General features: G+C 36.0%; 22 protein-coding genes. All 22 read right to left on the reverse strand.

All coding sequences use genetic code 11. The features are described 5' to 3' along the window. Window positions 1-58: 58 nt before the first annotated feature. The 22 genes from AMET_RS13155 to tsf all read right to left on the reverse strand — a co-directional run bounded on the left by AMET_RS13155 (window position 59) and on the right by tsf (window position 22,935). Window positions 59-2,173 (reverse strand): polyribonucleotide nucleotidyltransferase, encoded by a 2,115-nt coding sequence (locus AMET_RS13155; protein WP_012063792.1) that lies wholly within the window; start codon window positions 2,171-2,173, stop codon window positions 59-61. A gap of 232 nt (window positions 2,174-2,405) precedes the next feature. After that, window positions 2,406-2,669, reverse strand: coding sequence for a 30S ribosomal protein S15 (gene rpsO / locus AMET_RS13160; protein ID WP_012063793.1), 264 nt, complete (start codon window positions 2,667-2,669; stop codon window positions 2,406-2,408). Between the two features lie 104 nt (window positions 2,670-2,773). Continuing rightward, window positions 2,774-3,697: a bifunctional riboflavin kinase/FAD synthetase gene (locus tag AMET_RS13165; protein WP_012063794.1), complete on the reverse strand. Its 924-nt coding sequence runs from the start codon at window positions 3,695-3,697 to the stop codon at window positions 2,774-2,776. Window positions 3,698-3,710: 13 nt separating this feature from the next. Then, window positions 3,711-4,601: a tRNA pseudouridine(55) synthase TruB gene (truB, locus tag AMET_RS13170; RefSeq protein WP_012063795.1), complete on the reverse strand. Its 891-nt coding sequence runs from the start codon at window positions 4,599-4,601 to the stop codon at window positions 3,711-3,713. Between the two features lie 4 nt (window positions 4,602-4,605). Beyond that, window positions 4,606-5,613, reverse strand: coding sequence for a DHH family phosphoesterase (locus tag AMET_RS13175; protein ID WP_083760995.1), 1,008 nt, complete (start codon window positions 5,611-5,613; stop codon window positions 4,606-4,608). After that, window positions 5,558-5,974, reverse strand: coding sequence for a 30S ribosome-binding factor RbfA (rbfA, locus tag AMET_RS13180; RefSeq protein ID WP_012063797.1), 417 nt, complete (start codon window positions 5,972-5,974; stop codon window positions 5,558-5,560). Before rbfA ends, AMET_RS13175 begins: the two co-directional genes overlap by 56 nt. 10 nt (window positions 5,975-5,984) lie before the next feature. Further along, the gene (gene infB / locus AMET_RS13185) at window positions 5,985-8,105 is read right to left on the reverse strand and encodes a translation initiation factor IF-2 (RefSeq protein WP_012063798.1); all 2,121 of its coding nucleotides are present in this window, start codon (window positions 8,103-8,105) and stop codon (window positions 5,985-5,987) included. A 38-nt stretch (window positions 8,106-8,143) separates the two neighbouring features. Continuing rightward, window positions 8,144-8,455 carry a L7Ae/L30e/S12e/Gadd45 family ribosomal protein gene (locus AMET_RS13190; protein WP_012063799.1) on the reverse strand — a complete coding sequence of 104 codons (312 nt, stop codon included), beginning with the start codon at window positions 8,453-8,455 and terminating at the stop codon, window positions 8,144-8,146. Next, the gene (rnpM, locus tag AMET_RS13195) at window positions 8,439-8,717 is read right to left on the reverse strand and encodes an RNase P modulator RnpM (RefSeq protein WP_012063800.1); all 279 of its coding nucleotides are present in this window, start codon (window positions 8,715-8,717) and stop codon (window positions 8,439-8,441) included. The genes AMET_RS13190 and rnpM overlap by 17 nt, the downstream gene beginning before the upstream one ends. 10 nt (window positions 8,718-8,727) lie before the next feature. Next, window positions 8,728-9,768, reverse strand: a complete 1,041-nt coding sequence (nusA, locus tag AMET_RS13200; protein ID WP_012063801.1) for a transcription termination factor NusA — start codon at window positions 9,766-9,768, stop codon at window positions 8,728-8,730. A 16-nt stretch (window positions 9,769-9,784) separates the two neighbouring features. Beyond that, window positions 9,785-10,243: a ribosome maturation factor RimP gene (rimP, locus tag AMET_RS13205; RefSeq protein WP_012063802.1), complete on the reverse strand. Its 459-nt coding sequence runs from the start codon at window positions 10,241-10,243 to the stop codon at window positions 9,785-9,787. Window positions 10,244-10,431: 188 nt separating this feature from the next. Then, window positions 10,432-14,730, reverse strand: a complete 4,299-nt coding sequence (locus AMET_RS13210; RefSeq protein ID WP_012063803.1) for a PolC-type DNA polymerase III — start codon at window positions 14,728-14,730, stop codon at window positions 10,432-10,434. A gap of 12 nt (window positions 14,731-14,742) precedes the next feature. Further along, window positions 14,743-15,369 carry a glycosyltransferase family 2 protein gene (locus AMET_RS13215; protein WP_012063804.1) on the reverse strand — a complete coding sequence of 209 codons (627 nt, stop codon included), beginning with the start codon at window positions 15,367-15,369 and terminating at the stop codon, window positions 14,743-14,745. 17 nt (window positions 15,370-15,386) lie between these two features. Then, window positions 15,387-16,439, reverse strand: coding sequence for a flavodoxin-dependent (E)-4-hydroxy-3-methylbut-2-enyl-diphosphate synthase (ispG, locus tag AMET_RS13220; RefSeq protein WP_041720800.1), 1,053 nt, complete (start codon window positions 16,437-16,439; stop codon window positions 15,387-15,389). A gap of 139 nt (window positions 16,440-16,578) precedes the next feature. Beyond that, on the reverse strand, window positions 16,579-17,583 hold the full coding sequence (gene rseP / locus AMET_RS13225) for an RIP metalloprotease RseP (protein ID WP_041720802.1): 1,005 nt from the start codon (window positions 17,581-17,583) through the stop codon (window positions 16,579-16,581). A gap of 14 nt (window positions 17,584-17,597) precedes the next feature. Further along, the gene (locus AMET_RS13230; RefSeq protein ID WP_012063807.1) at window positions 17,598-18,746 is read right to left on the reverse strand and encodes a 1-deoxy-D-xylulose-5-phosphate reductoisomerase; all 1,149 of its coding nucleotides are present in this window, start codon (window positions 18,744-18,746) and stop codon (window positions 17,598-17,600) included. A 158-nt stretch (window positions 18,747-18,904) separates the two neighbouring features. After that, window positions 18,905-19,687: a phosphatidate cytidylyltransferase gene (locus AMET_RS13235; RefSeq protein ID WP_012063808.1), complete on the reverse strand. Its 783-nt coding sequence runs from the start codon at window positions 19,685-19,687 to the stop codon at window positions 18,905-18,907. Between the two features lie 12 nt (window positions 19,688-19,699). Next, a complete protein-coding gene (locus AMET_RS13240) occupies window positions 19,700-20,446 on the reverse strand; it encodes an isoprenyl transferase (protein WP_012063809.1) in 747 nt (248 codons plus the stop codon). Window positions 20,447-20,499: 53 nt separating this feature from the next. Continuing rightward, window positions 20,500-20,688 (reverse strand): hypothetical protein, encoded by a 189-nt coding sequence (locus AMET_RS13245; RefSeq protein ID WP_012063810.1) that lies wholly within the window; start codon window positions 20,686-20,688, stop codon window positions 20,500-20,502. 2 nt (window positions 20,689-20,690) lie between these two features. Beyond that, window positions 20,691-21,248, reverse strand: a complete 558-nt coding sequence (gene frr / locus AMET_RS13250) for a ribosome recycling factor (RefSeq protein ID WP_012063811.1) — start codon at window positions 21,246-21,248, stop codon at window positions 20,691-20,693. 150 nt (window positions 21,249-21,398) lie between these two features. Continuing rightward, window positions 21,399-22,109, reverse strand: a complete 711-nt coding sequence (gene pyrH, locus AMET_RS13255) for a UMP kinase (RefSeq protein WP_012063812.1) — start codon at window positions 22,107-22,109, stop codon at window positions 21,399-21,401. A 178-nt stretch (window positions 22,110-22,287) separates the two neighbouring features. Further along, window positions 22,288-22,935: a translation elongation factor Ts gene (tsf, locus tag AMET_RS13260; protein ID WP_012063813.1), complete on the reverse strand. Its 648-nt coding sequence runs from the start codon at window positions 22,933-22,935 to the stop codon at window positions 22,288-22,290. Window positions 22,936-22,952: the final 17 nt, after the last annotated feature.

A 22,952-nucleotide genomic window follows, 5' to 3' on the forward strand; every position in this document is an offset into this window, starting at 1 on the left:
ATTATATAGTTATTCAAACTCTTTTCCTTCTTATAAAAAAAACATAAACCTACAGGGTTTATGCTTTCTCTTCTTTAGTATTTTCTGCTTTTGATTCTTTAGGTAATAACGCTTTTCTGGAAAGGTTTATTTTACCTTGCTGATCAATTTCCATTACTTTAACTTCAATCTCTTGGCCGACTTCAAGGACATCTTCTACCTTATTAACCCTCTCATGGGCAATATTAGATACATGAAGTAATCCTTCTTTGCCTGGTAATATTTCTAAGAATGCGCCAAAGTTCATTATTTTGATTACTTTACCAGTATAGTTCTGACCTACTTCGGGGTCCTTAATAATGTTCTCGATTATGATAATCGCTTTTTCTACAGCTTCTTGGGATTCAGCTGCAATGAATATTGTGCCATCATTATCAATATCTATTTTAACACCAGTTTCATCAATAATTCGATTAATGGTCTTTCCACCTGATCCAATTACATCCCTAATTTTATCAGGATGGATTTTCATTTTCAGTACCCTAGGTGCAAATGGTGAAAGTTCTGGTCTTGGTTTATCAATGGCTTTTTTCATCTTATCTAAAATATGCAATCTTCCAACTCTAGCTTGTTCTAAAGCATCTTTTAGAATATCTTTATGAATTCCTTTTATTTTAATATCCATTTGAATGGCAGTAATACCTTTATCAGTACCCGCAACTTTGAAGTCCATGTCCCCTAAAGCGTCTTCCATTCCTTGAATATCTGATAAGATCGCAATCTTATCGTTTTCTTTTACAAGTCCCATAGCGATTCCAGCAACCATATCCTTGATTGGTACTCCTGCATCTAACAGGGCCAATGTACTACCGCAAACACTTGCTTGTGAGCTGGAACCATTAGAACTCAGTACCTCTGAAACTAGACGGATCGCATAGGGAAAGTCGTCTTGAGATGGAACCATTGGCAGTAAAGCTCTCTCTGCTAAGGCGCCATGTCCGATTTCTCGTCTTCCTGGACCACGTAAGAATTTGGCCTCTCCAACACTATAGGGAGGGAAGTTATAATGATGCATATAACGTTTAGATTCTTCCTCTCCTAAACCATCTAAAATTTGAACCTCACCTAATGCACCCAGTGTGGCCACAGTTAATACTTGTGTCTGCCCCCGGGTAAATAATCCAGTTCCATGAGTACGCGGTAAAATACCTACTTCAGAGGTAATAGGACGGATTTCATCTAAGGCTCTTTCATCCGGCCTCACCTTATCATGTGTAATCATATATCTAAACTGTTCTTTTATAATACTATTGATTACCTCGACGATACTTTTCAATTCATTTTCATATTGCTTACTGAAATGTACTAGTATTTCCTTCTTCACATTATCAAGTCTTTCATTTCTTTCCATTTTGTCAAAAGTTTTCATCGCTGTCACTATTTTGTCTTTAGCAAAGACTCTTACTTCCATGTCTAATGTTTCATCAATTGCGAATAGTTGTACTTCTTGTTTAGGCTTTCCTACCTCAGCTACAATTTCTTCGATGAATGCCACAATTGTTTTGATTTCTTCATGGGCAAACATGAGTGCATCCAGCATCTGATCTTCAGTGACTTCATTTGCTCCAGATTCGATCATCATAATTGCATCCTTTGTTCCTGATACCACTAAATCTATGTCACTTATTGCTCGCTGATCACTTGTTGGATTAAGAACAAATTCGCCATTTACTAAGCCAACATTAACAGATCCTGTTGGACCACCGAAAGGAATATCGGAAATTGATAAGGCGATAGATGATCCAATCATTGCTACAATATCAGGTGCATAATCCTTGTCTACTGACATAACGGTGGCGATAACTTGAACCTCATTCCGATAGCCCTTTGGGAACAACGGTCGAATGGGTCTGTCAATTAATCTTGAGGTCAAAACTGCTTTTTCACTTGGTCTGGCTTCTCTCTTAATAAACCCTCCAGGTATTTTTCCAACTGCATATAACTTTTCTTCATAGTCAACGCTTAAAGGGAAAAAATCAATTCCTTCTCGAGGTGATTTTGATGCAGTGGCATTAACTAATACTGTTGTATCTCCATATCGAACCATACATGAGCCGCTAGCTTGTTCAGCATACTTGCCAATCTCAACATGTAGTGTTTTTCCTGCTAATTCTGTTTGAAATTGCTTTATCATTTAGCTCCTCCTTTCTTTTTTAGGGACTATTGTTGCTATAATAGATAGTAACCTCTGTTTTATATTATTTCCATTTAAAGAAAAAAAACCACAAATGAGCAAAATAAAAAGCCCTAATGGCTTATGTGAGGTTTCTATGATCATTATGCTAAACGCTTTGATAACATAAACATATGTAATTCCCTTTATTTAAGAATAGAGCGGGAAACCCGCTCTTCTTATTTTCCCAATCTTATTTTCTTAATCCTAATCTTGCTATCACTTCTCGATATCGCTCAATTTGATTGTCTTTAAGATAGTTTAACAAGTTTCTTCTCTGTCCAACCATTTTCAAAAGACCTCTTCTAGAATGATGATCTTTTTTATGCGTTTTTAAGTGGTCATTCAAATGATTGATTCTGTCAGTTAATAGTGCAATTTGAACTTCAGGAGAACCTGTGTCATTTTCATGAGTCTTAAACGTATCAATGATGCTTTTCTTTTCAGTTCTTTCCATGGTTTCACCTCCTCTTATTAAATCCCCTGATCCTAAGTAACTGTCGGTGACTCAAATTACCGAGGATAGGTTCTCTATAACATTCTATATATTATCATATCTACTTACTTATGTAAATATATTTTTGAAGTCTCAATGTCTAACTTCATTTGATTCGTTAAATCCTCTGTTTTCTCAAACTTAATTTGATCTCTCACGTATTTAACAAAGCGCACTTCGATTTCTTTGCCATAAATAGACCCCACATAATCAATAATGAAAGTTTCAATAGAAATGCTATTTTTGCCAAAGGTAGGATTGGTACCAACACATGTGGCTCCCTTATAAACAGACCCATCTATTTCTACTAAAGTGGCGTATACACCTTCCTTAGGTACTAAATGACTTGGATGCACTAATAAATTAGCCGTTGGATACCCCAAATGAATTCCGCGCCCTTTACCGTGGATCACCTCACTGATAATTGAATATTCTCTTCCTAAAAACTTCGTTGCTTCATTCATCTTACCATCGGCGATAAACTCACGAATATTAGAGCTACTGATTTTTTCATCATCTAATGTGACTGGGTTTATTTCAATAACTTGAAACCCATGGAGATGGCCAAGCCTCTTAAGCAGTGTCACATCACCTTGGGCCTTATATCCAAAACGGTAATCGAATCCCACAACTGCAATTTTGCAATTTAATTTTTTAATTAAGATCTCTTCAACAAAGGCTTCTGGACTTAATGACATGATTTCTTTGTTAAATTCATCTAAAAAAAGTGTGTCGAGTCCTAATGATTGAAAAACCTTTTTTTTCATTGATAGGTTTGAAATCTGAGGAGGCATTTCTCTCCCACTAATCACCGTTGCGGGGTGATTAATGAATGTATAAACTGTGGCTTCTAAGCTTTGTTCCTTACACTCTTTAATGAGCGTATTAATGAGCCTTTGATGCCCCAAGTGTATGCCATCAAAGTTCCCTAACGCAATCCCTCTTTCTATATTTTGATCAACTTCATTATATTTCATAATTATCTTCATGATTAGCTCTCCTTTAAATAAACAACCTAGAGAATTTAATATATTGTTCTTGTTCTTGATTTTCTTGAACTTTAGCGATTCCTATAAATCGTTTTTCCAAGTAAACCCGTACTTCTGTATCTGCTGCAAGAGCTTGGCTCATTTTTAAGTACTGGAAAGCAATTTTGTTACCATTTAAAGCTTTTTTTTCGGCCTCTTGTTTCACAATCACCTTTGGTAGATGTTGTAATGGAACGTCCACATCCAACAAAATTGACTCAATATTAATTGCATCCTTAAATTCTTCTATTGAAATTGAATTCTCTAATTTAAAATCCCCTGTTTGAATTCTTAATAAAAAGGACATCATGCCACCACACCCTAATTTATCTCCTATATCCTTACATAGTGTTCGAATATAAGTCCCTTTAGAGCATAATACATCAAATATAACTTTATTTTGATCGATTTTAATAATGTTAATGGAGTCTATTTGAACCCTTCTGGGCTTTCTTTCAATTTCAATCCCTTGTCTGGCTAACTCATAGAGCTTTTTACCCTTGACCTTTAGGGCGCTATACATTGGCGGAATCTGTTCATGGATTCCTTCAAAACTCATCACTGCTTCTTCAATTTGCTCCTTAGAAAAGGATACCGAAGTCTCCCTTAGTATGGCTCCATACTTATCCTCTGTGTCTGTTTCAACCCCTAGGGTACACTCTGCCCTGTACATCTTAGTACTGTTGAGTAGATAGTTTGATACTTTAGTGGCTTGTCCTAGGCAAATGGGAAGTACACCCGCTGCATTTGGATCTAAGGTTCCGGTATGTCCCACTTTCTTCATTTGCGCTTTTTTACGAACAACCGAAACCACATCATGGGAAGTCATACCAGGAGGCTTTAATATGTTAATAATACCATCCACCAGCCTACCTCCTTATTTCTATTTCTAATTGTTTTTGAACCATTTTTTTAGCTTGCTCAATTTCATGAAAAATGGTGGCACCAGATGCCTTTATATGACCACCACCACCAAATTTTTGTGCAAGTTGATTGACATCAAAATCGCATTTTGATCTAAAACTAACCTTTGTCACTTCAGAATCAACTTCTTTTAAGACCACTGCCACTTCGATGCCCTCAATGTCCCTGATTATGCTGGAAACATAATCAATATCATCAATAGATACATTAAATTTCTGTAGTAATTCTAGGGTGATTGAAAAGATTGCAACCTTTCCACCACATAAACTCTCGAATTGGCTCAAAACGTAGCCCTGAAACTTAGCACTACCTAAAGATTTATTTTGATAAAGGTGGTAGGATACTAGCTGACTTTGAGCATCATATTCCTTTAACCTGCCTGCAATGTAATGTGTTTGAGCAGAAGTATTATCATACAAAAAATTCCCAGTATCTCCAACAATGCCAGCATATAGACAGGTGGCAATGTCTGGTGTAATTGTTATATTATTATCTATCAATAGTTCATAGATTATTTCACTGGTAGAGGATGCATGAGGATTTACACTGTTTATATCTCCAAAAAAACCATTACTAACATGATGGTCAATATTGATTATCTGATGACTTTTATCTAAAATACCTTGACTCTCACCAAGTCTTTTTTCATCTGCACAATCTAATACAAAGCAAATATCATATTGTGTAGACTCCGTTAAATGATAATTGGTGGCCGTATTAATAAATGGTAAAAATGACAAAGCATTAGGTATATGATCACACACACAAATCGTGATGGATTGACAATTTTTTTGTAAAGCTAAGCCTAGGGCCATTATCGACCCTAAGCTATCAGCATCTGGATTCACATGAGAAATGACAGCCAGTTTTTTATTTGTGATATCCAAATCCCAAAGATTAATCTTCAAGTTTTTCATCACTATCTCTCTTTTCATCGCTGTTTTTTTTCTCATCCATATCTTTTTGAGTTACTTTACTAATCACATCATACATATAGACGCCTCGCTCAATTGATTCATCCAATTTAAAGATGAGTTCTGGAGTAAATCGTGCTGTGATTTGTCTTCCAACTTCTTTTCTTATAAATCCACTTGATTTTTTCAAGCCTTCAATTGTTTCTTCTTTTTCTTGCTGATCTCCTAACACACTAATATAGATTGTTGCGAATCTTAAATCTCTTGTTACATTCACTTCAATAATACTAGTCATCTTTGCTATTCTTGGATCTCTCAGGTCATTTCTAATCATATGACTAATGATTTTTTTTATTTCCTCGGCTAATCTATTTACTCTAGGATATGCCAAAGCACTCATCCTTTCTTAACTATCTTTTGATTTCTTCCATTGTATAGGCTTCAATAATGTCGCCTTCTTTGACATCATTAAATTTATCAATCCCGATACCACACTCATATCCAGTATTGACTTCCTTTACATCATCCTTGAAACGTCTTAAGGATCCTATAGCGCCCTCATGCACAACAATGCCATCGCGTACTAAGCGGATACTAGCACTTCTTAGTATTTTTCCTTCTGTGATGTAAGAACCTGCAACAACACCAGCACCAGGTACTTTAAATGCTGCCCTTACCTCTGCTTTTCCTAAGTCTACTTCTTTAAACTCAGGATCAAGCATTCCCACCATGGCTGCTTCAATATCTTCAATGGCATTATAGATAATTCTATAAGTACGGATATCAACCTTTTCTTTCTTACTGATGGCTGTAGCAGTTGAAGTTGGTCTTACGTTAAATCCTGTAATAATCGCATTTGATGCCGCAGCCAGCATTACGTCCGATTCCGTGATGGCACCTACACCACCATGAATTGTCCGCAACGATACTTTATCATTTGATAGCTTTTCTAAAGACTGCTTTACTGCTTGAACCGACCCTTGAACATCTGCTTTAACAATTATATTTAACTCTTTAATTTCTCCCTGTTGCATTTGATTATATAGATCATCTAATGAGACTCGTTGGGTGATTTTTTGTTGGGCTACCTTAGCTTTATGTGCTCTTTTTTCAGCAGTATTTCTAGCCATTTTGTCGTCAGCTACCACGACTAATTGGTTACCAGCTTCAGGAACATCAGAAAGTCCTGTTATTTCAACAGCAGTTGAAGGTGTCGCTTCTCTTAGTTTTTCACCTACATGGTTTGTCATGGCTCTAATTCTACCATAGGTTGATCCAACAACAACAGAATCTCCAACATGTAATGTACCATTTTGAATGAGGACAGTTGCAACAGTACCTTTTCCTTTATCTAGCTTCGCTTCTATCACAACGCCAATCGCCTGACGATTAGGATTCGCCTTAAATTCTTCTACTTCAGAAACTAATAAAATCATTTCTAGCAATTCATTAATATTGGTTCCTTCTATGGCTGAAACTGGCACAGCAATCACATCTCCACCCCAGGCTTCAATTAATATTCCGTGGTCAGAGAGTTCTTGTTTAACACGGTCTTGATTGGCACCAGGTTTATCAATTTTATTGATTGCCACAATGATTGGTACTTCTGCAGCCTTAGCATGATTAATCGCTTCTATTGTTTGAGGCATCACACCGTCATCAGCAGCAACAACTAAAATAGCAATATCCGTCACTTTAGCACCTCGAGCACGCATGGATGTAAAGGCTTCGTGGCCAGGGGTATCTAAGAATACAATTTTCTTATCATTGATTTGTATTTCTGATGCACCAATATGCTGGGTGATTCCACCAGCTTCTTTAGCAGTTACCTTGGTTTTTCGAATTGCATCTAAAAGTGATGTTTTCCCATGGTCTACATGGCCCATTACAGTTACAACAGGTGGACGTGACATCAGATCCTTTTCATCATCCTCTGGAATAATTAAATCATCAACTACATCACTATCATCCATAACTCCCGCTTGTTTAAGTTCAACGCCATATTCTGAAGCAACCATAGCCGCAGTATCAAAATCAATCTCCTGATTGATTGTCACCATCATTCCTAACCCAATCAATTTTGTAATAACTTCCGTGGGTGTTTTGTCTAACATATGAGTTAAGTCCTTTAATATAATACTTTCACCTATTTCTAGGATTTGTTCATCTGTGTTTTCTTCAATTAATCCTTTTTCGTCTTTCATAGTAGGCCCCTTTTTCTTGTTTTTTTGTTTCTTCTTCGACTTTTTATTTTTCTTTGGATTCTCTTCACTTGGTGCATTTTCAATTTTATTAGGTTTGTCAATTTTATCAAGTTTGTCATCTGTATTCACTTTAGATTCTTGATTACTATCTGAGTTTACTTCTTTATTATCCTCCGTGAATAGCTCAATTAGTAGGTTTGCATCATCATCATTCAAGGTACTCATATGGTTTCCGACTTCAATAGATAAGTCTTTGAGCTTTATGATTAACTCCTTGCTGCTAACCCCTAATTCTTTTGCCAATTGATATACTCTTACTTTTGACAAATAAATCACCCCCCTAAGTTTCTGCTCTAGGAGCGGCATCATAAAGAATTTTCATCAATATACTCCATTAATCTCGATGCAAATTTTTTATCTTTGATTCCAACTACAGCTCTAGAGCTTTTCCCAATACAATTTCCCAGTATTTCCTTTGTCCCTACTGTTCGTATCGGCACTTGATAATATGTACATTTATCATTGAATAATTTTGTTGTATTGTCTGACGAATCCTTCGCCAGCAGAATTAAATATACTTTACCTTTTTTTAGTTCTTTCTTACAGTTTTCTTCTCCAGAAATCAGACTTCCAGATTTCATTCCTAATCCCAACAAATTTTTAGTTCTTTCTTCCACGACTTTCAATCTCCTTAACTAGTCCTTCATATATTTCTTCCGAAACATCACATCGAAAAGCTCTATTGAGTCCTTTTGTTTTTTTAAGCTTAGCGAAGCATTCTTTATCATCGCATACATAAGCCCCTCTGCCTGGTTCTTTACCTTTTATATCTATTTTAACATCATTGTCTTGGTTTTTTACAACGCGAACGAGTTCTTTTTTAGATTTCATCTCATTACATCCAAGACACTTTCTTAAAGGGATCTTCTTTGTTTTCATATAACCACCTCTAATCAGTCTTTACTTGACTTTCACTTTTAATATCAATCTTCCATCCAGTCAGCTTAGCAGCAAGTCTGGCATTTTGTCCTTCTTTTCCAATTGCCAAAGAGAGTTGGTAATCTGGCACAATCACTCTAGCTGTTTTGTCCTCCGGGTTCACTCGAGCGTTTAAAACTTTAGCAGGGCTCAAAGAATTTGAAATGAATTCCTTAGGTTCCTCACTATACTTAATAATGTCAATTTTTTCACCCTTTAGCTCATCTACTATCATTTGTACCCTTGAACCTTTAGGTCCTACACAGGCCCCTACAGGATCGACATTTTCATCAATAGAAAATACAGCGATTTTAGTACGAGAACCAGCTTCTCTAGAAATACTTTTAACTTCTACAACGCCATCATGAATTTCAGGCACTTCTAATTCAAACAAGCGTTTGACTAAGCCCGGATGTGTTCTCGATACATGAATTTGTGGTCCTTTTGTTGTATTCTTGACTTCAACAATATATGTTTTGATTCGATCGGCATGGTTGTATACTTCATTAGGAATTTGCTCATTGGGACCTAATATGGCTTCTGTTTTGCCTAGATTAATATATACATTTCCTTTTGCCACTCTTGAAACTGTTCCAGTGATGATTTCCGATTCTCGATTAATAAATTCTTCATATACAATACCGCGTTCAGCTTCTCTAATTCGCTGAACCACAACTTGCTTTGCAGTTTGAGCGGCGATACGTCCAAAATTTCTAGGTGTCACTTGTTTTTCAACAATATCATCCAATGCATAATTCGGATCTATTTCTTTTGCTTCATCTATGTTAATTTCCAGCAAGTCATCTTCTACAACTTCAACTACTTTTTTTTGAGAGTACACATGGACATCTCCAGTGTCTCTTAACATCTCCACCCTCACATTGACAGCAGATCCAAAATTCCTTTTATAACTCGATATTAATGCGGCTTCCAAAGCATCGAATAGTACATCTCTAGAGATACCCTTGTCTTTTTCTATTTGCTCTAAAGCCTCAATAAACTCCAAACTCATCCCTTATATACCTCCCCTAAAATTTAATGGCTAATTTAGTAATAGCGACTTTTTCTCTGGGCATCTCTACCTCTTCAGTCTCTGATATCTTGATCACAATTTTATCATCTATTAAACCAACCAATTCACCTTCAATTGTTTTTTGTCCGTCTATTGCTTCATATAGTTTTAATTCAATCATTTCACCTTTGAATTTCAAAAAATCCACTTCTCTTTTTAGTGGTCTATCTAAGCCCGGTGATGAGACTTCTAAAAAATAGTTTTCAACGATTGGATCAGCTTCGTCTAATTTTTTGCTCAATCCCTCACTTACTTTTTGACAATCATCTAAAGTAATTCCCCCTGGTTTATCTATGTATACTCTCAAGTATTTATGTGGTCCTTCTTTTTTAAACTCAATATCCACTAGCTCAAATTGTTCTGCTTCTACAATTGGAGTTATCAAATCTTCAGTTATGCTTTCTATTTTATTCATACCCACTAGCGTACCTCCTATATTTAATTTTTATAATTTAGTGATATTTCTATTTTTTATCAATTTTTCTATAATTATTCTATATATGTATAAAATATAATAGGAAAGAGTGGGAAATTGCCCACTCTTGTCATTTTTATCCTATATTATTACTTATTAGTATAGCATAAATGTATACTGCTTGCAAGTCAAAAGAGGGAAAGTTGGTTTGTATCAGGGAGGTCTGCAATGCATCCATGATTTGTTAATGCCTCAATTACAGTTTTTGTCACCTTAGCTCTCTCTCTCAAATCTTCCTTAGATAAAAATTCGCCAGCTTCTCTAACCTTAGCAATATTCCTAGCTGCATTTTGACCGACACCCTGTAAAGCTCTTAAAGGAGGAAGGAGTTTACCATCTATAATCGTAAACTTATCAGGATCAGATTTGTACACATCAACCGATAACAATTCTATATTACGACAATATAGCTCAAGGGCTACCTCTAAAACCGTTAAAAAGTTCTTATCTTTGGCAGTTAGGTCGTTCCCCATCAGTTCAAGTTCATCGATTTTACTTTTTACCACTGCCTTCCCTTTACCGATGAGATGTGCATCAAAATCCTCCGCCTTTGTTGTGAAATAGGTAGCATAGAATGCCTGGGGATAATGAACTTTGCAATAAGCAATCCTAAATGACATCATCACGTAGGCAGCAGCATGTGCCTTTGGAAACATGTATTTTATTTTTTTACAAGAATCAATATACCACTCTGGCACATTATTTTCTTTCATGAGTTGCTCTTCTTCTGGTTTAAGTCCTTTTCCTTTCCGGACATTTTCCATTATTTTAAATGCACTTTTAGGGGGAAGTCCCTTAAGCATTAGATAATTCATAATATCATCTCGGGTAGAAATCACATCTTTTAATTCTGCAATATTATTTCGAACCAAGTCCTGTGCATTATTCAGCCACACATCGGTACCATGGGACAATCCACTAATTCTAACTAATTCACCAAAAGTACTGGGTTTTGTATCCAATAGCATTTGACGAACGAATTTGGTTCCAAATTCAGGGATCCCTAAGGTGCCAACCTCACAGCCAAGTTCCTTCGGATCAATTCCCAAGTTTTTTGTCGTCGTAAATAAGCTAATTGTTTTCTCATCATCAAGGGGGATTTCCTGTGCATTAATGCCTGTAAGATCCTCAAGCATTTTAATGATAGTTGGTACATCATGCCCTAGGATATCCAATTTTAGAAGTCTACCACTAATTGAATGATAATCAAAATGCATTGTAATGACACCTGAAGTTGAGTCATTTGCAGGATATTGAATGGGAGAAAACTCATGGACATCCAAATTTGCAGGTACAATCATAACCCCTCCTGGATGTTGTCCAGAAGTTCGCTTCACACCGGTACATCCCATGGTTAAACGATTTACTTCTGCACTGGTATAATACAGCTCTCTCTCCTCTAAATATTTCTTGACAAACCCATAGGCAGTTTTGTCCGCTATGGTACCTATTGTTCCCGCTCGATAAACCTTGCCTTTACCAAATAATTCCTCCGTATAATGATGGGCTTCACTTTGGTATTCTCCAGCAAAGTTTAAGTCAATATCAGGCTCTTTATCTCCTTCAAATCCAAGAAAGACTTCAAACGGTATTTCATGTCCATCTTTAATTAATTGACCGTGGCACTCAGGACACTTTTTATCTGGTAAGTCAGCACCAGAGCCATAGGAACCATCTGTAATAAATTCAGAGTACCGGCATTCTGGACAAACATAATGGGGAGCTAAAGGATTAACTTCTGTAATATCACTCATGGTCGCTGCAAAGGAGGATCCTACCGATCCCCTTGAACCGACTAAATAGCCATCCCTTAAGGATTTAGTCACAAGTTTTTGTGCGATAATATACATCACTGCATAACCGTTACTAATAATTGAATTTAACTCCTTATCTAATCTTGTTTTAACGATTTCAGGTATAGGATTTCCGTATATTCGCTCTGCTTTTTCATAACACATTCTTCTCAATTCTTCGTCTGAGCCTTCAATCTCCGGCGGAAAAGTACCATCAGGGATTGGTATTAATTTTTCAATCTCTTCATTTAGTTTCCTAGGGTTATTCACAACTACATCTTTGGCTGTCTTTGAGCCTAAATAACGAAATTCGTCTAGCATTTCATCCGTTGTTTTAAGATACAAAGGCGCCTGATTATCAGCATCAGTAAATCCTTGACCAGCCATGAGTATTTTCCTAAAGACTTCATCATTTGGGTCTAAGAAATGTACATCTCCGGTTGCAATAACAGGAAGGTTGATCTTGTTTCCTAATGCAACAATTTTTTTATTGATATTTTGTAGCTCTTCTGTGGTGTTTACCATTCCTTTTTCCAACAAAAATTGATTGTTAGAAATAGGCTGAATTTCTAAGTAATCATAGTAGCTTGCAGTTTTTTCAATATCAGATTCTGGTTTATTGCCAAGGATTGACTTATAGAGCTCTCCCGCTTCACAGGCTGTTCCGATTAGCAATCCTTCTCTGTACTTTGTTAATATACTTTTAGGTACCCTGGGTTTCTTGTAGAAGTACTCTAAATGTGACTCGGAAATAATCTGGTAAAGATTTTTTAATCCCTTTTGATTTTTTGCGTATATCATAATATGATATGTATCTAATTTTTTATAATCTACATCCTTGACTAGTTTTGTATTAACCTCTTCTAAGGTGTAAACCTCTTTTTGCTTTAGCAGTTCAATAAATTTGACAAATATTTCAGCCGTAGCCTGTGCATCATCTACAGCCCTATGATGATTTTCTAAGGATACATTCAACTCCTTTGCTATACTATTAAGTCTATGTCTTTTCAACTGTGGTAGCAAAATCCGTGATAGCTTCAACGTATCTATCACTTGATTCTCAATGGTTCTTTCAATACGATTTGCATTTTCTCTAATAAATCCCATATCAAAATCGGAATTATGCGCCACCACAGGGCTACTCCCTATAAATGCAAGAAAGCCAGGTAGAATGACATCAATTGTTTGCTTATCAACCACCATATCATCTGTAATTCCAGTGAGTTCAACTATTTTAGATGGTATTTTCATTTCTGGGTTTACCAAGGCTGAGAATTTGTCAATGACCTGACTATCCTTAATTTTAACAGCACCAATTTCTGTGATCCTATCGTTTCGATTTGATAGGCCTGTTGTTTCAATATCAAAGACAATGTATTCATCATCTAATGAATATAAAGTGGCATTAGGGATGATTTTTGCTTCATCATTAATCAAATAGCCTTCCATACCATAGATCACTTTGATTCCATGTTTTTTTCCTGCATCCATGGCTTCAGGAAAAGCTTGCACCACGCCATGATCAGTAATTGCGATAGCCTCATGTCCCCAGTCAGCTGCTCTTTTTACAAGTTCTGAAGTACTGCTAACTCCGTCCATTGAAGACATTTTTGTATGCATGTGAAATTCGATTCGTTTTTCAGGGGCATTATCCCAACGTCCCTTTTCTTGCGGCATATTAACCACATCACTTGCCATTAACACATTTTCCCTCATGAATTTATCAAAGGTCATATCTCCCTTAACTCTAATGTATTGGCCCTTGTGGAATAATTCCTCTAAATCTTTGACTTGCTTCTTACGTTCAAAAATCTTAACTGTAATGGAATTACTATAATCCGTTATCTGCAAGCTCAGCAGTTTTTTGCCCCCCTTGAGCTCTCTACACTCAAGATTAAAAACTTCTCCTTCAACAATTACTGTGCCTAATTCATTTTTCAAATCAGTCAATTTAATGATCTCTCCAGAAAACTTTCTACCAATTAGAATACTGTCATCATCTACTACGGTCACACGCTTACCTTTATTACTTGTAACCATTTCTGAATTTTGAGATGCCTTATTGATCTCCTGAACAAATTGCATACTCTCTTTTTCTTTTTGACTCTCATAGTCATCCACATGAAAGGCTGATTTCTCATCTAACTCTAAAACACACTTGATATTAAGTCCAAACCAATTTTTTAAGTGATCTTCTATTTGAATATGCACATTTCGTTCCTTTGCTTTTTTTAAAGTAAAAGAATCAGAAACTGTAATCCGTAAATCTCCATCCTTTAGGATATACGAAGTTTCATTTAATGTCCCCTTTATAGACGGAATCATGTTTTTTAAGAAGTATATAATATTATTCCAATCTTGTGCAATAAATTCTTGTGCAGTTTGAGGATTGCCTGTATACTTATATTCAATTTTGATGGGGTTGGGGATCTTCAAAGCTTCTTCGACTTCCCTTAAGATATGATCTAATTCTTCTGAATTAATGATTTCATGAGATTTAAGTCCTAAGATAAGCTTTCGACTTTTCTTATAAAACTTTAAATCCTGAACTTGAAAATCACCATTTAATTTATCACAATTGATGTTCAACCTCGTTAAAAAATCATGCAAGCTCATTTCTTTTGTAGCGTACATATACTCCTCCCCCTAATGAATCCAATACCTAATGATATCTTTATACATCTTTACTCTCCAATGTAATCCACCACATAAACCTAGTTTTTCCTCCTTTGTTACGTGGCTCATCTCTTTTAATAACACTTTTTTAGTCATTAGCTTTTTATTTTTTATTAATCGTGACATGGCAACCTCAATATTATACCTATCCATATCGAGTCTCTCAATCTCACCAATCAGTTCTCTTTTAAAGCCTCGTTGACCCGATAGGTTTGGCGCAATTTTTTGTGCCAAGTCTGTAATCCATCTTCCTGACTCAAAAATACCAATCGTCATATCAATATCATCTTTTTGAAGAGGCAGGATTAAGTCTGCTATATGACTAGATTTCAAACCAATCAAATCAGCATCCAATAAAAGTATGATTCCGCTGGTATTCTGGCGCAATCCCTGCTTTATTGCCTCAGCTTTACCCATATTTTTAGGCATTTCAACTAAACTCACATTATATTGGCGTGCAACCTCTGCAGTTTTGTCTGTAGACCCATCGTTAACAACAATCACTTCTCTAACCAATGAAGTATTGCAAATAGGCTCAAGGACACCCTTTATCCTTCTTTCTTCATTGTAAGCAGGAACAATAACGGTTGCCTTCATGATTATCACCCGACTTTTTACATTTTTTCTATCTCATATAATAATGTAGCTAAGATTTCATTTTCAGGAACCTTCTTGATAACCTTTCCTTTTTTAAATAGTAGTGCTGAATCAATTCCTCCTGCAATGCCAATATCAGCATCCTTTGCTTCCCCTGGACCATTTACAGCACAGCCCATAATAGCCACTTTGATTGGTTTCTTCAATTGACCTATTTTACGTTCCACTTCATCAGCTAATTTAATCAGATTAATGTTACATCTGCCACAGGTAGGACAAGAAATAATTGTCACTTCACCTTGTTTTAATCCTAAGGATTTCAATATTTGTTTTCCTACATAGACCTCTTCTACTGGATCTCCAGTTAGTGAAACTCTTATTGTATCGCCGATGCCCATTAATAATAAAGAACCTATACCAATAGCCGATTTAATGGTTCCAGTTTTAACAGTTCCAGCTTCTGTAATACCTAGATGCAGAGGATAATGTACCTTTTTAGAAATCAGCTGATAAGCTGCCACTGTCAGTTGTACATCACTGGCCTTCAATGAAATCACAATGTCATCAAAATCCATATCTTCTAATATACGTACATGTCCCATTGCACTTTCAACAAGAGCTTCAGGGGTTGCATGCCCATACTTCTCTAATAGCTGCTTTTCAAGTGACCCCCCATTGACTCCAATACGTATTGGTATTCTATTCTTTTTTGCTTGATTTACAACTTTGCGTACCCGTTCTTCATCCCCGATATTACCAGGGTTTAACCTTAAACCATCGATCCCTTGTTTAATTGATTCAAGTGCCAAACGATAATCAAAGTGAATGTCTGCTACAATTGGAATTGTCGTTTGTTTTTTGATGTCATATATATTTTTAGCCGATTCCATTGTTGGAACTGCAATCCGTACAATATCACAACCGGCTTCCTCAAGCCTAAGAATTTCAGCAACAGCTGAGCTTATATTCCTTGGATCCGAGGTAATCATTGATTGAACGCTTACCTGATGATTACCCCCAACCATTACATTTCCACACTGTATCTCTTTGGTTTTCCTTCTCAAATTCATCACCTCTGGTTTATAGATACACGTTATGTGTCTTTATCGCTTTTTTATCTTCAGGGTACCAATCCCCATTCGACTACCACGTGTTTCTTCTTTCTGTAAAGAGCTTTCTGCCAAAATTTCACATCAGTGAAGTCTTACTTTATCTTGTGAAAATGGTGACGATATCCTGATAAGTTATGAATACCATTAATAGCATTAGTAAACCAAATCCCACTAAGTGAATCATACCCTCTTTCTCAGGGGCGATGGGTTTTCCTCTTAAAAATTCCACAATTAAAAAGAGTATTCGACTGCCGTCAAGTGCTGGAATGGGTAATAAATTCATCAAGCCTAAGTTGATACTAATCAAACTGGCAAGAAAAAGAACATCAACCCATCCAGTTCTTGTTGCTTGACCCACCAGGCTGATAATTCCCACTGGTCCCATAATCTCTGTAGAGGTCGCTTCTCTTCCTACAATGTTTCGTAAGAACAATACAATCTCTCTTATAATCATAAATGTTTGATCGAAGCTATTACGGATTGAAGCAGTAAAAGAAGCTCTCATTTCTGGCACGATCCCAATCATAATTTGTTGAGTCTCCGGTTCAATATTGGGGGTAATTGTTTTTTGAATCTCTTGATCATTACGTAGCAAAGTCATTTGCATGGTTCTGCCTTCAGAGACAGATATCTCTTGAACAATTTCACTCCAGCTAGTGATATGACTTCCATCAATTTCAACAATTGAATCTCCTGGTTGAATGCCAACAGCTTCTGCAGGAGATTCTACCATCACCTGTTCTATGGTCGTTGTGGGTGCACCAATGGTGTAGAATATAATAAAAAACAAGAAAATCGCCAAAATAAAATTCATCAACGGCCCTGCAAATAATACTGCAATTCGTTGGACTACAGTTTTATTATTAAAACTTCTCTCATCAGATGAAGCTTCATCTTCACCCTCCATTCGTACATATCCTCCTAATGGTAACAGCCTCAGGGAATATTTTGTTTCACCTTTGGTAAATTGCAAAAATTTAGGCCCCATACCAATTGCAAATTCATGCACTTTAATCCCCACAAGTTTTGCGACACCAAAGTGTCCTAACTCATGAAAGAAAATTAAAAGTCCGAATACGATAATCGCAACTACTGCAGTCATAATAAGTACACCTCCTATTTGATTTGACTCTGGATCCACCGCCGTACCCATTGATCTATTTCTAGTAATTCTTCTACTGTCTTATACTCAAGTACCCGATGGGCTGACATTGCTTTTTCAATGTATTTTGGAATATCATAAAACCCAATTTCTCCATTTAAATAGTAGCTCACCAAAACTTCATTAGCTCCATTCAAAACACAGGGCATTGTTCCTCCCGCTACTAGTGCCTCATAAGCCAATGATAAGCATGGAAATCGCTCTAAGTCTGGTTCCATAAATGTCAAAGATGTCACTTCTTTAAAATCAAGTCTTGGTATATTTCCTCTTATTCGATCAGGATATGATAGTGCATATTGAATGGGTAGCTTCATATCTGGCACCCCAAGCTGAGCAATGATGGAATGATCTCTTAATTCTATCATTGAATGAATAATACTTTGTGGATGAACAACTACTTCTATTTTATCCAAGTCTACACCAAATAACCACCTTGCCTCAATCACTTCTAATCCTTTATTCATTAAGGTAGCAGAGTCAATTGATATTTTTTTCCCCATGCTCCAATTAGGATGCTTTAATGCATCTTTAGCAGTAGCATGACGAATTGCATCCTTCGTCCAGTCCTTAAAGGGGCCTCCTGATGCAGTTAAAATTATTTTAGATAAGTGACTTGTTTGTTCACCATTAAGTGCTTGGAAAATCGCTGAGTGTTCACTATCAACAGGAATAATTCGCACACCCATTTTTGCAGCAGCTTTCATCACCAAATCTCCTGCCACAACTAAGGTTTCCTTATTTGCCAGAGCGATGTCTTTCCCCGCCTCAATCGCCTTAAGGGTTGGTAGTAATCCTATACTGCCAACCACCGAAGTCAAAACAATATCAGTATCGTCATCAGCTGCGATTTCTAACAATCCATCCATTCCCCAAAGTATTTTCGTCTTGGTAGTGATACGTTTAGCTAGTATTTCGGCCTTCTCTTTATCAAATACCACTACTTTTTTAGGCTTCAGTATATGAATTTGTTCCTCAAGCTCATCTATACTTTTCATCACAGCAAGACTAGTCACTTGAAATTTTTCTGGATGTTCTTTTATAACTTCAATCGTCTGTCTGCCAATTGAGCCTGTTGAACCCATAATGCAAATTCTTTTATGCAATGTTTCCACCTCTTTCAACAATAAGTGATTTCATTATTTATCATATCATAAGTTTCGATTATTTTGTTTACTCATAGCAACCCTTTTAGATTGATTTTATTCATCTGATGTAAAATAAGCATTACCATTAGGTATGCTTATTTGTAGTGAATCTTTCATCAATTAATAAATAAAATCAAAAAGTAATAGACAACTGGTGCAGTGAAAATAATGCTATCAAATCGATCTAAGACGCCACCATGGCCTGGCATAATATTGCCAAAATCTTTTATCCCTATATACCTTTTAATTTTAGAAGCAGTCAAATCACCAATTTGTGAAAAAATGCTACCAATAAATCCAAGTATAATGATGGGGATGAGGGCTTCAGGAATAAAAAAGTATGCAAAAATGCCGCTGGTAATCATACTACCTAATATTCCTCCAATGGCACCTTCTATCGTCTTCTTTGGACTAATCAAAGGACAGAGCTTGGTTTTTCCAAATAAATAACCACTAAAATAAGCAAAGGTATCAGTACCCCAAGCAGTTAAGAATATCAACCATATAATCACATTATTTTCTTGGTTATGGGTTAAAATAATATGCCCTAAAAATCCAACTACATAAATCATTCCATAAAGGGTTATGATACTATCTATAAAGTTATATTTTATGTTGAGAACTCCTATTACACTTAAAGTTAAAATACTTAAGACTATGATAGGTAGAAAAAAGCTTCCATTACTTGATAAATAGAAATCTGTTAATAGTAAAAAGGAAGATATGTATCCTATCCACTTAATAGGTTGTATTTGCTTTTTTTCTAGTGCGATGTAAAATTCCTTTAGTCCAATAAGGGAAATGATAAGTACTCCTAAATAGATAAAAATCCCACCTTGTACAACAATGAATAGTAGAAGTGGAATCCCGATCAACGCACTAATAATTCTTGTTAACATGAGGATGCCTCCTTAAATGCCACCAAATCTTCTTTCTCTATTTTGAAAGTCATTGATTGCTTGTAATAAATTCTCTCCTTTAAAGTCAGGCCAGTAGGTCTCAGTAAAGTAAAACTCCGAATAAGCTAATTGCCATAGAAGAAAATTGCTTAAGCGATGTTCCCCACTTGTTCTAATGAGTAGATCAGGATCTGGAATATTACTTGTATCAAGATGTTTCTCAATCATATCGTAGCTGATCTGCTCTAGACTAATTTCATTGGCTAATAACTGACTTGCTATGCTTTTAACAGCACGAGTCATTTCATCGCGACTACCATAATTCAATGCAATATTAACAGATAAGCCTTTATTTTCATTTGTCATCTTAACTGCCTTACCAATTTCTATTCTTACTTCACTAGGGAGACTTTCTATATCCCCAATGGTTGTTATTTTAACATGATTTTCATGCAATTCCCTTACTTCTTTACGTAAATATTCTATTAATAATTTCATTAATAATGACACTTCTTCAGGGGGTCTATTCCAATTTTCTGTTGAAAAAGCATAGAGTGTTAGGTACTCCACACCTACATTAGAAGCAGTTCTAATCACATCTCTCAGAGCTTCAACCCCAGCCCTATGACCAAATGCTCTTGGCATTTTTCGCTTCTTAGCCCACCTACCATTTCCATCCATAATGATCGCTATATGCTTTGGTATGTCATTAGATTTCACTTGCTCATACAAAGCATTGCTAAAAAGCTCTTTTTTCATATACTTCATCCCCTACTATTGTTTTACTATTTTTAAACCCCCGATTCGGGGGCCTAAAAGTAAGATATCACAAGCTTTACTTTTCCATCTTGTAAATTTTGCTGCTGAATCACCCTGGGTTCACCATTCTCATTTACATTCTTTCCCTTGCTTTCTATGATTAATACATTATCAGTTGGTATATCTAATAAAATTAGGGCTTCTTCTAAAGGATAGCCAATGACATTAGAAAGAGTATTCAATATTATACCTCCAGTATTTCCAATTCTTTTTTGACTAACATTTCATCGACCTGTTTGTTAAACTTATCAGTGATTTTCTGAACTTCTTCTTGTGCTTGCTTTAAGTCATCCTCAGTTAATTCACTGTCTTTTTCCATTTTCTTTAACTGCTCATTGGCATCTCGACGTCCATTTCGCAATGCAACTCTACCTTCTTCTGCTACTCTTTTTACTACCTTAGTCAACTCTTTTCTTCGCTCTTCTGTTAGTTGTGGAATGTTTAATCGAATTATTTTTCCATCATTTGAGGGATTCAGCCCTAAATCTGACATCATCAATGCTTTCTCGATACCATTAATAACCGATGGGTCATAGGGTTGAATAATCAGTAGTCTTGGCTCTGGTGCGCTCACAGAAGCTACCTGTTTTAAAGGTGTGATTGATCCATAGTAATCCACAGTAATTCGGTCTAGCATTGAGGGGTTTGCTTTACCTGCACGAATACTATTAAAGTCATCTTTTAATACCCCTAATGTTTTTGTCATTTTCTCTTCTAGCCTTTTATGTACTTCTAATTGCATGATATCTCCTCCTTTTTATATAAAAGATATGTGTATATAACTTTATTAAGTATAAAAGATATGTGGATATCGCTTTATTGAGTACCCTGCGTCTTTAAAAGCAAATGACTTATTCATTAGTCATTCGTTTCTGTGTACTCTATAGACTCCTTAACTATATATATGTGTTCCGATTTTTTCACCTAGTATTACTTTTTTTATGTTTTGGGATTGCTTTAGACCAAATACTTTAATTGGAATCTTATTATCCATACATAAGGAGGTAGCGGTGGAATCCATGACTTTTAATCCTTGCTGCAAAACATCCAAATAGGTTAATTCTTGTAATTTTTGTGCATTGGGATTGATGTTTGGATCTGAATCATATACACCATCCACGTTTTTTGCTAATAAAATGACTTCTGCCTCAATTTCTGCGGCTCTCAATGCAGCAGTTGTGTCAGTTGAGAAATATGGATTTCCCGTTCCAGCAGCGAAGATCACAACTCTGTTTTTTTCTAGATGCCTAACAGCCCTTCTACGAATATAGGGTTCAGCTATTTGACGCATCTCAATTGCCGTTTGTACTCTTGTCAAGATTTCTATGTTCTCAAGAGCATCTTGAAGCGCCAATGCATTAATCACAGTTGCCATCATTCCCATATAATCAGCGGTAGTCCTGTCCATGCCCTCTCCAGTTCTTCCTCGCCAGAAGTTTCCCCCACCAACAACGATTGCTACTTGAACCCCCATGTCAGTAATTTCGCTGATTTGGTGAGCGATATCATTAATTGTGTCTGTATCTAATCCAAAGCCTTTTTCTCCTGCTAAAGCTTCTCCACTTAATTTAAGTAATACACGTTTATACAGAGGTTTTGCCACAGTAAATTCCTCCATTCTATTATTTCTACAGTATCCAGTAAAATCCTTTATAATTATATAAATAAACTCCCCTAAAATTCAGTATAAATAAAGACTCTTTCTGAATTAAGTCTAGTTGTATTCATGACTATATTATTGTAAAGGAGAACACGATGTGTTCTCCTTACAGTTTAATTACTTATTTTGCCATTTGCTTTGCTACTTCTTCAGCAAAGTTTTCTTCTTTTTTCTCAATACCTTCTCCAACTTCGAACCTTACAAATCTTCTAATAGAAAGATTTTCACCAATTTTTGCAATCTTCTCAGTCAATAAGTCACCTATGGTTACATCAGGATTTTTCACAAAGGGCTGATCTAATAGACAGATTTCCTTTAAAAATTTATCAATTCTTCCTTCAACCATTTTTTCAACGATTTTTTCTGGTTTACCTTCATTTAATGCTTGCTTTGTTAAAAATTCTTTTTCTTTTTCAATTATCAATGGATCAACCTCATCACGCTTTACATACTGAGGATTTGTGGCTGCAATATGCATTGCAACATCCTTAACAAAATCTTTAAATTCTTGGTTTTTCGCGACAAAATCAGTTTCAGAATTCACTTCAACTAATACACCAATTCTCCCACCATGTATGTACGATTCCACAATTCCTTCTGATGCAATTCTTCCAGCCTTTTTAGCAACAGCTGCAAGTCCTTTCTCTCTCAAAATTTCCGTAGCCTTTTCCATGTTTCCGCTGGCCTCAGTTAGGGCTTTTTTACAGTCCATCATTCCGGCACCAGTTTTTTCTCTTATTTCTTTTACCATTGCGGCAGTAATACTCATTAATAACGCCTCCTCAA

Origin of the sequence: Alkaliphilus metalliredigens QYMF, assembly GCF_000016985.1 — a bacterium.
Classification (GTDB): domain Bacteria; phylum Bacillota; class Clostridia; order Peptostreptococcales; family Natronincolaceae; genus Alkaliphilus_A; species Alkaliphilus_A metalliredigens.